Origin of the sequence: Cetobacterium sp. (genome assembly GCF_051658645.1) — a bacterium.
Taxonomy (GTDB): Bacteria; Fusobacteriota; Fusobacteriia; order Fusobacteriales; family Fusobacteriaceae; genus Cetobacterium_A.
Genome location: NZ_JBOFMZ010000005.1, coordinates 1 through 12,180, shown reverse-complemented (window position 1 = coordinate 12,180; position 12,180 = coordinate 1). Strand labels below are relative to the sequence as shown.

Sequence of the window (12,180 nt, the reverse complement as noted above, 5' to 3'; positions counted from 1 at the left end):
TATTGATTGGCAACGATAGCTATGGAGGTACACCCAGTAACATTTCGAACCTGGAAGTTAAGCCCATAAACGCTGAAAGTACTTGGGGGGCAGCCCCCTGGGAGGATAGGAAGTTGCCAATCTTTTTTTTATTTTTTGTATTTCTTGTTTTTTTTTATTTTTTGTAAAAATATGTTATAATTTAATTGTTGAAAAATTAAATTATAGGGGTGTTTTATGAAAAAAATATTAGTTACAGGTGGAGCCGGCTATATAGGTAGTCATGCAGTAGTAGAACTATTAGATTCTGGGTATGAAGTAATTGTCTTAGATAATCTCGAAAATGGATATATGGATTTAGTTGATAAAAGAGCTAAATTTTATAAAGGAGATATTAGGGATATCTCTACGTTTGAAAAAGTTTTTTCAGATAACAAAATAGATGCAGTTATGAATTTTGCTGGATATATTAAAGTTGGTGAAAGTATGATAGAACCTAATATGTATTATTTAAATAATACATATGGAGTAATGAATATAATTGAAATTATGAAAAAATATAATGTTAAAAATATAATATTTTCTTCTACAGCAGCAGTTTATGGTGAGGTTGACTGTGAAGGCCTAGTTTATGAGGATTATCCAACAAATCCTATAAATCCATATGGAGCAAGTAAATTAATGGCTGAAAGAGTTATAATAGATGCAGCAAAAGCATATAATATAAATTACTCAATATTTAGATATTTTAATGTAGGAGGAGCTCATGAAAAATATCAAATAGGACAAAAGGGAGATGGAGTAACAGCTTTAATTCCAATAATATTACAAACTGCAAAAGGTGAAAGAGAAAAATTAAGTATATATGGAAATGATTATTTAACAGAAGATGGAACAGGAATAAGAGATTATATTCATGTTGTAGATTTAGTAAGAGCACATATTGCAGCATTACCTTCTTTAGAAAAAAACATTAGTGATATTTATAATTTGGGAAATGGAAATGGTTTCTCAGTTCTTCAAATGTTAAATGCAGCAAAAAAAGTAACAGGAGTAGAAATAAAATCTGAAGTAATAGAAAGAAGAGCTGGAGATCCTGCATCAGTTGTAGCTTCTAGTGAAAAAGCGAGAAGGGTTTTAGGATGGGAACCTAAATATGTAGATGTTGCTAAAATTATAGATACAGCTTGGAATTGGTATAAAAATCTTTAGTAATTAGAGGAGTATAATGGATTTTTTTAAACGGTTTTTTAGAAAAAAAGAAGAAATGATAAATAATAAAAATTCTGTAAATACAAATGATTTATTAAGATGTAATAATCAAAATTGTGGATGTAAAAAATGTGAACATGAAGAACAGAAGAATGGAGATTATTTAAAAGAGATTTGCATACAAATAGAAACTATTCCCTGTGAACCTAATCCATATTTTTCTACAAACGATAAGAATGCTAAATTTTTTGAAGAATTTGAAATTAGAATGACAACTATTTATAGAATGTATACAATGAATACGATTTTTTTAAAAGAATACCAAAAAATATCAAGGAAATCATTAACAGCCACAAGAAATAACAATGAAGATTTTTCTAAATATAGTAAGTGTTATTTTATAAATAATAATGCATTCAAAGAAATTCATCATATGAGTAATCTTCTAAATATATTTATGATTTTTGAAGTTTTATTAAAGAATATAACGAAAGATTTAGCATATGATGAAAGTTTAGAACTACAAGAAATTCAAAGTAAGAATATGTCTTATTTAAATAGTTACATTTTATTTATAGAAAAAAAATTAAACAAAGTATTTTTTCTGGAAAATAATGAAAAGCTATTTATAAGTATTATCAGAAAAATAAGAAATGATTACTTACATGATTATATGACTGAAATACCTGAATCAATTGAAAAAGAGATTGTAAAAATTTTTAGTCTTAGAGAAGGGAAAAGAATCGTTGTAGATGAATATTTTATAGAAAATACTTGTAAAATATTTGGGAATATAGCAAAAAAAATTGAGAAAGCTTATTGGGAGTATAAAAATGATTTTATTGAAAAGTAAAGGGACTTTAAATGTTAACAATTATTAGAGGAGCAGGAGATTTATCAACAGGAGTTATCTATAGATTATATAAAAGTGGATTTAAATTACTAGTATTAGAAATAGAAAATCCAAGTGCAATAAGAAGGACTGTTTCATTTTCAGAGTGTATATATAATGAAGAACAAATTAGTGCGACACGTTTCGTAGTGAAAAGCTATGACATGTTAAAAGTAGCTTAAAGTTAAGTGAAATAACAGAGAACTGTATCTTTGAGAAGTAGAATGAAGGAGTAACGTCCCGAAATGTTTCCTCTAATACTCCGATATGCGATTAAATTCTAACTAAATTTAACTGTATAAAGCTCGGTAAAGTCGGCTGAGAATTATCCCAAATAGGTTAAGCTGTGGAAATGTGAACCAGAGGTGGTCAAGGTAATGATAGGTCGGGAGTCGAATTCATATGGTAAGAATGCATGGAAGTGCTGACAAAGTTGCGAATGTACGGGTCTAAAGTTCTATACAATAGAAATGTTGTAACCACAAAAATGTGGAGCAAGTGGCGATAAGTAAGAATTTTTTTATGAAAGTCGTTATACTGTTGAAGGCAGTATTCAGCTTGCAGGCTCAAAGTGGCTACTTAAGTGAGTTCAATGATAAAAGATATGGAACGTGGAAAGCAAGACACAACAGAAAACCTAGTTAGAGGGTTGGTGAATATAAGTTAATTAACTTAACGAAATTTCTTTAGTTTTGCGAGAGTAGGGGCACAGTACCGATGAAATCATGATAATAAGTGATGGAGGGATAGCCCCAAGTCAATAATCTTAAAATGATTTTAATTTAGAATTAATAGGTTAAACAAAAAAATAAAGTTTCTAGATGAAAAGGAAACAGAACAACCTATGGTGTTAGTAAAAAAAGATAATAGATAAAAGAAATATTTGCCAAGCCACTGGAAAATTTAAAAGAAATAAAAGGAGTAAAATATCTGGAACAAATGGTGGAATCATAAATGATATAATAGAAATTAAAGATGAAACAGTTAAGTGAATTACAAAAGAATTAAGCGATAAAATATATAAATCATAATGAGTAAAAAAGGCTAAAAATACGTAAGAGTGATTCGAAAATGAGATCTTTGGCATATTTTAACAATCTATGACAGAAACGCTTAAATTTAATTCAATAATACTAAGAATTCAAAACTATTATTGCATGGAAACAATGGTAAATAAAGATTTGGAAGAAATTGGGTATATAGTAAATAAAAATCTAATTAATAGAATAGGAAATTGTAGTAAAAATTATATTTTTAGTAATACAAGCTTGTAAATTTAAAATTCCTAAATTTTCCTCCTGGAAAAAGCAAAAAAACTTAACTTGTGAAGTAAAAGGAAAATATATTAAAAAAAGAGGTAACTTTTATTTGCAGTGGTTGATATGAAAGGAACATGAAGGAATAACTACTTAGAAGTAATTATGCTAAAAACTACTATAAAGACAATAAAAATTATCAAAAGATACTAAAAAAACTTTCTAATTATAAATAATTTATATGATTATGATGGAACGCCGTGTGCGGTGAAAGTCGCATGCACGGTGTGGAGCGGGGGAAAACTTGGAGATAACTTCAAAGAGTTACCTATCGTTATTAGAGGGAGTTACAGCTAAAAAAGTTCAAACAATAGATGAAATTGAGAAATGTTGGGAAAATAAAATTATTCCAGTTGTTGTAGATTTAGAAGGGGAATATATAGAAAAATTAAATCCAGATATTCTAATAGATGCTATAATTGCAAAAAAAAATTTAGGAACGAATAAAAAGATGGCTCCAATTACAATTGCTTTAGGGCCAGGTTTTATAGCTGGTGAAGACGTTAATATTGTTATAGAAACCATGAGAGGTCATAATTTAGGAAAAGTAATTTCTTATGGATGTGCTTTAGAAAATACAGGGGTTCCTGGAGAAGTAGCTGGTGTTACAAAAGAAAGAGTTATATATGCTCAAAATAAAGGAATGTTTAAAAGTAAAAAACAAATAGGAGATTTTTTGAAAAAAGGGGAAACAATAGGATTTATTGAAGGTAAAAAAGTTACTGCTACAATAGATGGATTGTTACGAGGCCTAATACATGATGACTATATTGTAGAAAAAGGATTAAAAATCGCAGACATAGATCCCAGAAAAAAAGAGTATAACAATTGTTTTACAATTTCTGATAAAGCTAGAAGTTTAGGTGGAGCTGTTTTAGAAGGTATTTTAAGTGAAATTCTAAAAAAAGAGGTAAAAAATGGAATTGAATATTTTAGAAAAAATATTTAAAATTGTAAAAAATAATCAAAGTGTAGCTCTAGTAACATTAACTAAATCCAAAGGATCGACGCCTAGAAAAGAAGGTGCTTTAATGGGTGTCTGGATGACAGATTTTATAGGAAGTATTGGTGGTGGTTTAATCGAATATAGAGTTATAGAAAGCGCAAGAAAAGCTTTGGAAAATAATTTGAGTATGGACTTTAAATATGATTTGACAAAAGAAGCTGAATTAGGAATGACTTGTGGTGGAACTGTAGAAGGATATATAAAAATAATAAACCCTAAAAATAGAATTGTAATTGTAGGAGCAGGTCATATAGGTCAAAAATTATATTCTGTGATCAAAGATTCTGATTTTGAGAAAATAATAATAGACGATAGAATAGAGTGTAAAAATTTAATTCCTGATATTTTGATTGGAGATTATTCTGAAATAATAAAAAAGTTACCAGAAAATAGTAATACTTACTTTGTAATTGTAACTAGAGGTCACTCTACAGATGAAGAATCGTTAGCTGCAATTTTAGATAAAAAAAGTAAATATATAGGAATGATTGGAAGTAAAAAAAAAGTAATAGAAATAAAAAAAAATATAGAAGAACAAAAGAAAATCATACCAAAAGAAAAAATATATTCGCCAATAGGGTTGAAAATTTCTGATGGAACTCCTTTTGAAATTGCAATTGAAATTATGGCTGAAATATTAAAAGTGAAAAATAATGGTGAGTTAATTCATAGGAGGTTAGAAGATGCTAACACATTTTAATAAAGAAGGAAAAGCTTTTATGGTTGATGTAACAGAAAAAAAAGAAACAGAAAGAGTAGCTGTAACAAAAGGTGAAATAACGATGAATTTAGAGACATATAAAAAAATTAAAGAAGGAACAATTCAAAAAGGTGACGTATTAGGCATATCAAGAATAGCAGGAATTATGGCTGCTAAAAAAACAAGTGAATTAATTCCTATGTGTCATCCACTATTTATAACAGGAGCAGAAATTAGTTTTAAATTTAAAGACAAAGAATTAATAATTGAAGCAACAGCAACAGTAAAAACTTTTGGAAAAACTGGCGTTGAAATGGAAGCACTAACAGCAGTATCAACATCATTATTAACAATTTATGATATGTGTAAAGCTATGGATAAAAATATGAGTATAGACAATATAAGATTATGTAAAAAAACAGGTGGAAAATCAGGAGATTTTACAAATGAATGATTTTTTAAATATAACAGCATATTTAAGCACTTTAATGTTACTTGGTCTTATTATAAAAAATAAAATAAAATTTATTCAAAATTTATTTATACCGTCTTCGATAATAGGGGGACTAGTAGGACTTTTTTTGAGCTCAAATATTCTAGGTAAATATTTTTTGATAATACCATCAAGCTGGGAAATTATTTTAAGAAGTATTCCAGGAGTACTTATTATTCCAATTTTAGTTTCAATTCCTTTGGGAATGAAATTTGAAAAATCTACAAAATTGATGAAAAATACTGTGAATACAGCAGGAATATTATTTCTAGTGACTTTTGTACAACTTCTATTAGGATATATAATTAATTTTATTTTTGATAAAATATTAAAAATAAAACTATATAAAAGTTTTGGAGCTGAATTAAATTCAGCTTTTGCTGGAGGACACGGAACATCAGGAGTTGTTGCTAGAACTTTAAAAGAGTTAGGAGCAGATTATTGGGAACTAGCACAAGGAGTAACAGTAACACTAGCCACACTAGGATTGGTTCTTGGAATTTTATTTGGAATATTTCAAATAAAATTTAAAAGTAAAACAAAATTAAGAGATTCAGTTTTGAAGGAATACAGTCAAGGTTATATAAAAGATAAAGAGAAACAATTGTCTTTTGGGAAAGAAACAATGCTTAGTACATCTTTGGATACTTTATCATATCATTTGGCAATAATATTTGGAGTATCAGGTATTTCTATTTTAACATTAAATATATTTAAAAGTTATAACATACCAATTTTATCTAAAATAACAGTTTGGTCTTATGGTATGGTATTGATGTTTATAGTTTGGAAAATTTTAAATATAAAAAAAGCAGAATGGAGTATTGACGTTAAAGTTAAAAGTAAAATAACAGCAACATTAATAGACTTTTCAATAACAGCAGCAGTTGCGACAATTCCTTTGAGAGGAGTTATGAACTATATTTTCCCAATATTATTAATAAGTACTTTGGGATTTGTAATAACTTGGCTAGTAATTTCAAAACTATCTAAAAGATACTTTAAAGATTATGAATTAGAAAGAACCTTATCAATATTTGGAACTTCAACAGGAGTTTTTATAACGGGATTAATTTTATTGAGGATATGTGATCCAAAGTTAGAAACGCCAGTATTACAAGACTATTCTTTAGGATTTTCAATAACAGCATTATTGGGGCCAATTTTAATAGTGTTTTGTATTCAACTAAGCTACTTATATAATTATTTTTATCCAATGTGGTTTTTGCTGATTTTGATAGCTTTAACAACATTTTTTTTAGAATACTATAATAGAAGAGTGGATGTATAAAGTCCATTCTTTTTTTTTAATCTTGTGATATAATTAAAAGGATAAATTATTCGAAAAGGAGATTAACTATGGCTTTATTAAGTGTTAACAATTTGTATAAGGGCTTTTCAGGAGAGTCATTATTAAAAGATATTACATTTTCAATAGATGAGAAAGATAGAATAGGAGTTATTGGAGTAAATGGAGCAGGTAAATCTACTTTGATAAAAATGTTGATGGGTTTAGATGATAGCGATCCCAACCCACAAACGAATGAAAGAGGAACAATTTCTAAAAAAGGTAACTTGAAAATAGGTTACCTTTCACAAAGTATAAATTTAAATAAAGAAAATACAATTTTTGATGAATTGATGGGTGTTTTTTCTAGTTTAAAGTTAGATTATGAAAGAATAAAAGTTTTAAATATTCTTATTGCTACAGATTTAGATAATTTTGATAAACACATGAATGAGTTAGCTCATTTAAGTAGTAAATATGAGCAGGAAGAGGGATACACAATTGAATATAAAGTGAAGCAAATATTGATAGGGCTCAGTATAGCAGAAGATATATGGAAAACTAAAATAGAGGATCTTTCTGGAGGTCAGCAGTCTAGAGTAGCTTTAGGAAAGATTTTACTAGAAGAACCAGAGTTACTAATATTAGATGAGCCAACAAATCACTTAGACTTAGTTGCAATTGAATGGTTAGAAAAATTTTTGAAAGATTATCCAAAAGCTTTTATGGTTATATCCCATGATAGATATTTTTTGGATAATATAATAAATAGAGTTTTTGAAATAGAAGCTAAAGTGTTAAAAACTTATAAAGGTAATTTTTCAGAGTATATTATTCAAAAAGAAGCATATTTATCTGGAGCAGTAAAATCTTTTGAAAAAGAGCAAGATAAGATAAAAAAAATGGAAGAATTTGTTAGACGTTATAAGGCAGGTCAAAAGTGCAAACAAGCAAGAGGAAGACAAAAACTTTTAGATAGAATGGAAAAAGCTGATGATCCAATAATAGGAATTAGAAAAATAAAATTAAAGTTTGAGATTGAAACTCCTAGTGTTGATAAGGTTTTAGAATTAAAGAAACTAACAATGAGTTATGGAGAAAAACAACTTTTTAAAGATTTAGATTTAAGTATTTATAGAGGAGATAGAGTAGGGATAATTGGGAAAAACGGTGTTGGGAAATCTACTATTTTAAGAATTGTTAATAATTTGGAGAAAGCTAAAAGTGGACAGGCAGAAGTTGGTGAAAGAGTAAAAATAGGTTATTATGATCAAAATCATCAAGGTTTAAAAATGGAAAATTCAATATTGGAAGAATTATTATTTAATTTTAAGTTAAGTAATGAAGAAGCAAGAACTACAGCTGGAGGTTTTTTATTTTCTTCGGATGATGTAGATAAAAAAATAAAATCTCTTTCAGGTGGAGAAAAAGCAAGAGTAGCTTTTATGAAACTTATTCTTTCAAAACCAAACTTCTTAATATTAGATGAACCAACAAACCATTTAGATATATATTCTAGAGAAATTTTGGAAGAAGCTTTAGAAGATTATGATGGAACAATAATAGTTGTTTCTCACGATAGATATTTTTTAGAAAGTGTTGTAAAAAGTATATATGAAGTTAATAAAGATGGAGCTAATTTATTTAAAGGCGATTACGAAAGTTATATTTCACAAAAAGATATAATAAAACAAAAAGATGAAAGTGCTGGTCTAAATTACGAAGAGCAAAAAAGAAACAGAAATAGAATCAGCAATCTAGAAAAGAAGTATAAAAAGCTCGAAGATGAAATTGGAAAATTAGAAAATGAAAAGAATGCTTTAGAAAAAAAATATGAATTTTTTGGAGAAAAAAATAATTTAGAAGAATTAATAAAAATTCAAAACGAGATAGATTCTAAAGACGAAAAGATATTGGAAGCTATGGAAAACTGGGATGAAACAGCTTTAGAGTTAGAAGAATTAAAAAAATAGTTTTTTTTAAAAAAAAAAGTCATAAAATTATCTTTGACTTTTTGCAATAAAGCGATTATAATACTAAAGTTAAATATTATTTAAAAATAATAAATAAAAAATTCGAGGAAGGAGGGTAAAATGCCTACTTTAAGTCAGTTAGTAAAAAAAGGAAGACAAACTCTAGAAGAGAGTAAAAAATCACCAGCATTACAAGGAAACCCACAAAGAAGAGGAGTGTGTGTAAGAGTTTATACTACTACACCTAAGAAACCAAACTCAGCTTTAAGAAAAGTTGCCAGAGTAAAATTAACTAATGGAATCGAAGTTACTTCGTACATCCCAGGAGAAGGACATAACTTACAAGAACATTCAATCGTTCTAGTAAGAGGTGGAAGAACAAAAGATTTACCAGGAGTTAGATATAAAGTTATCAGAGGAGCTTTAGATACAGCTGGAGTTGCTAAGAGAAAACAATCAAGATCTAAATATGGAGCTAAAAAAGCATAATAATAATCATTAAGGAGGTGGACAGCAAATGTCAAGAAGAAGAGCAGCAGTAAAAAGAGATGTATTACCAGATTCAAGATATTCTGATAAAGTTGTAACTAAAGTTATCAACTCATTCATGTTAGATGGAAAAAAATCAATCATTGAAGGAATTTTCTATTCTGCAATGGATTTAATAAAAGAGAAGACTGGTCAAGAGGGGTACGATGTATTTAAGCAAGCCTTAGAAAACATCAAACCACAGATTGAAGTTAGATCAAGAAGAATTGGTGGAGCTACTTATCAAGTTCCAGTAGAAGTAAGAATTGAGAGACAACAAACTCTAGCAATCAGATGGTTAACTATCTATACAAGAGCAAGAAAAGAATACGGAATGATAGAGAAGTTAGCAGCAGAATTAATAGCAGCATCAAACAACGAGGGAGCTACTATTAAGAAAAAAGAAGATACTTACAAAATGGCAGAAGCTAACAGAGCTTTCGCACACTATAAGTTCTAATTTTATTTAATTTAAATTTAGGAGGATAACATAATGGCTAGAAGCGTTTCTTTAGAAATGACTAGAAACATTGGTATCATGGCTCACATCGATGCAGGAAAAACGACTACTACAGAAAGAATATTATTCTACACTGGAGTAGCTCATAAAATTGGAGAGGTTCACGAAGGTGCCGCTACAATGGACTGGATGGAGCAAGAGCAAGAAAGAGGTATCACAATTACTTCTGCTGCTACGACATGTTTCTGGAAAAATTACAGAGTAAATATAATAGACACACCAGGACACGTGGACTTTACAGTTGAGGTTGAAAGATCTCTTAGAGTACTTGATGGTGCAGTTGCTGTATTCTCAGCAGTTGACGGAGTACAACCACAATCTGAAACAGTTTGGAGACAAGCTGATAAGTATGGTGTACCAAGATTAGCTTTCTTTAATAAAATGGACAGAGTAGGAGCTAACTTCGAAATGTGTGTAAATGATATTAGAGACAAGTTAGGATCTAATCCAGTACCTATTCAATTACCAATCGGTGCTGAAGATGACTTCGAAGGAGTTATCGATTTATTAGAAATGAAAGAAATTGTATGGCCAAAAGATTCTGATAACGGATCTAACTTTGATCTTAAAGATATCAGACCTGAATTACTTGAAGAAGCACAAGAAGCTAGAAACTTTATGATTGAATCAGTTGTAGAAACTTCTGATGAGTTAATGGAAAAATTCTTTGGTGGAGAAGAAATTTCTGTTGATGAAATTAATACTGCTTTAAGAGCTGCTACATTAGCAAATACAATCGTACCAGTAACTTGTGGAACAGCTTTCAAAAATAAAGGAGTTCAATCTTTACTTGATGCTATCATAACTTATATGCCAGCACCTACAGATAAAGGACTAATTAAAGGAACTGATCTTAAAAATCCTGAATTAGAAATAACTAGAGAGATTTCAGATGCATCTCCATTTGCTGCATTAGCATTCAAAGTTATGACTGATCCATTTGTAGGAAGATTAACATTCTTTAGAGTTTACTCAGGAGTTCTTACAAAAGGATCTTATGTATTAAACTCTACAAAAGGTAAAAAAGAAAGAATGGGAAGAATTCTTCAAATGCATGCAAACAAAAGAGAAGAAATCGAAATTGTTTACTGTGGAGATATTGCAGCTGCAGTTGGATTGAAAGATACAACTACAGGAGATACTTTATGTTCTGAAGATTCACCAATCGTTCTTGAGAAAATGGAGTTCCCTGAGCCAGTAATTTCAGTAGCTGTTGAACCTAAGACAAAAGTAGACCAAGAGAAAATGGGTCTAGCTTTATCTAAATTAGCAGAAGAGGATCCTACATTCAGAGTTAAAACTGATGAGGAAACTGGACAAGTAATCATCTCAGGAATGGGAGAATTACATTTAGAAATAATTGTTGATAGAATGAGAAGAGAATTCAAAGTTGAATCAACAGTTGGTAAACCACAAGTTGCTTACAGAGAAACTATTAGTATGAAACAAGACCAAGAAGTTAAATATGCTAAGCAATCTGGAGGAAAAGGACAATTCGGACACGTTAAGATTACTCTTGAGCCAAACCCAGGTAAAGATTTCGAATTTGTTAACAAAATATCAGGAGGATCAATTCCTAGAGAATATATTCCTGCTGTTGAAAAAGGATGTAAAGAAGCTCTTGATGCAGGAGTTGTAGCTGGATACCCTATGGTAGATTTAAAAGTTACACTTTATGATGGATCATACCATGAGGTTGACTCATCTGAGATGGCATTCAAAATAGCTGGATCTATGGCACTTAAGCAAGCTGCTATAAAAGCAAAACCAATCATTCTTGAGCCTATCTTCAAAATAGAAGTAACTACTCCAGAAGAGTACATGGGAGATATCATAGGAGATATCAACTCAAGAAGAGGTATGATCGGAGGAATGACTGATAGAAACGGAGCAAAGATAATAACTGCTAAAGTACCTTTATCAGAAATGTTCGGATATGCAACTGACTTAAGATCTAAATCTCAAGGAAGAGCAACTTACTCTATGGAATTTGAAGATTATGCTCAGGTTCCAGTATCAGTTCAAAAAGCTATTCAAGAAGAGAGAGGAAGATAATAGTTTATCTTTAATCTTTATAAAAATTTAATAATGTTGTGACTCAAAATTGAGTCGCAACAAAAAATATAAATATAACTAGGAGGCAATTTCAAATGGCTAAGGAAAAATTTGAAAGAAGTAAACCACACGTTAACGTTGGAACAATAGGACACGTTGACCACGGAAAAACAACAACAACAGCAGCAATCTCAAAAGTATTATCAGATATGGGATTA

The 12,180-nt window shown here is 29.5% G+C and carries 12 protein-coding genes and 1 rRNA gene; all 13 read left to right on the top strand.

Annotation, left to right across the window (positions count from 1 at the left end; all coding sequences use genetic code 11):
* Positions 1–5 precede the first annotated feature (5 nt).
* A 5S ribosomal RNA gene (gene rrf, locus ACRCZX_RS00110) occupies positions 6–122 on the top strand.
* Between the two features lie 94 nt (positions 123–216).
* On the top strand, positions 217–1,191 hold the full coding sequence (galE, locus tag ACRCZX_RS00105) for a UDP-glucose 4-epimerase GalE (RefSeq protein ID WP_438580923.1): 975 nt from the start codon (positions 217–219) through the stop codon (positions 1,189–1,191).
* A gap of 16 nt (positions 1,192–1,207) precedes the next feature.
* Entirely contained in the window at positions 1,208–2,044 is an 837-nt protein-coding gene (locus ACRCZX_RS00100; protein WP_438580922.1) for a hypothetical protein, read from the top strand.
* An 11-nt stretch (positions 2,045–2,055) separates the two neighbouring features.
* Positions 2,056–2,265, top strand: a complete 210-nt coding sequence (locus tag ACRCZX_RS00095) for a hypothetical protein (protein ID WP_438580921.1) — start codon at positions 2,056–2,058, stop codon at positions 2,263–2,265.
* Between the two features lie 1,378 nt (positions 2,266–3,643).
* Positions 3,644–4,348 (top strand): selenium-dependent molybdenum cofactor biosynthesis protein YqeB, encoded by a 705-nt coding sequence (yqeB, locus tag ACRCZX_RS00090; RefSeq protein ID WP_438580920.1) that lies wholly within the window; start codon positions 3,644–3,646, stop codon positions 4,346–4,348.
* The gene (locus ACRCZX_RS00085) at positions 4,317–5,105 is read left to right on the top strand and encodes an XdhC family protein (protein WP_438580919.1); all 789 of its coding nucleotides are present in this window, start codon (positions 4,317–4,319) and stop codon (positions 5,103–5,105) included. Before yqeB ends, ACRCZX_RS00085 begins: the two co-directional genes overlap by 32 nt.
* The gene (moaC, locus tag ACRCZX_RS00080) at positions 5,089–5,559 is read left to right on the top strand and encodes a cyclic pyranopterin monophosphate synthase MoaC (RefSeq protein WP_438580918.1); all 471 of its coding nucleotides are present in this window, start codon (positions 5,089–5,091) and stop codon (positions 5,557–5,559) included. The genes ACRCZX_RS00085 and moaC overlap by 17 nt, the downstream gene beginning before the upstream one ends.
* Positions 5,552–6,889, top strand: coding sequence for a sodium/glutamate symporter (locus ACRCZX_RS00075; protein WP_438580917.1), 1,338 nt, complete (start codon positions 5,552–5,554; stop codon positions 6,887–6,889). The genes moaC and ACRCZX_RS00075 overlap by 8 nt, the downstream gene beginning before the upstream one ends.
* A gap of 68 nt (positions 6,890–6,957) precedes the next feature.
* Entirely contained in the window at positions 6,958–8,859 is a 1,902-nt protein-coding gene (locus ACRCZX_RS00070; RefSeq protein WP_438580916.1) for an ABC-F family ATP-binding cassette domain-containing protein, read from the top strand.
* Positions 8,860–8,979: 120 nt separating this feature from the next.
* Positions 8,980–9,348: a 30S ribosomal protein S12 gene (gene rpsL / locus ACRCZX_RS00065; protein ID WP_023051095.1), complete on the top strand. Its 369-nt coding sequence runs from the start codon at positions 8,980–8,982 to the stop codon at positions 9,346–9,348.
* A 28-nt stretch (positions 9,349–9,376) separates the two neighbouring features.
* A complete protein-coding gene (gene rpsG, locus ACRCZX_RS00060; protein ID WP_438580915.1) occupies positions 9,377–9,847 on the top strand; it encodes a 30S ribosomal protein S7 in 471 nt (156 codons plus the stop codon).
* A gap of 33 nt (positions 9,848–9,880) precedes the next feature.
* Positions 9,881–11,962 carry an elongation factor G gene (gene fusA / locus ACRCZX_RS00055; RefSeq protein ID WP_438580914.1) on the top strand — a complete coding sequence of 694 codons (2,082 nt, stop codon included), beginning with the start codon at positions 9,881–9,883 and terminating at the stop codon, positions 11,960–11,962.
* 95 nt (positions 11,963–12,057) lie between these two features.
* A partial coding sequence (locus ACRCZX_RS00050) for a GTP-binding protein (protein WP_438580924.1) occupies positions 12,058–12,180 on the top strand: 123 nt, incomplete at its 3' end.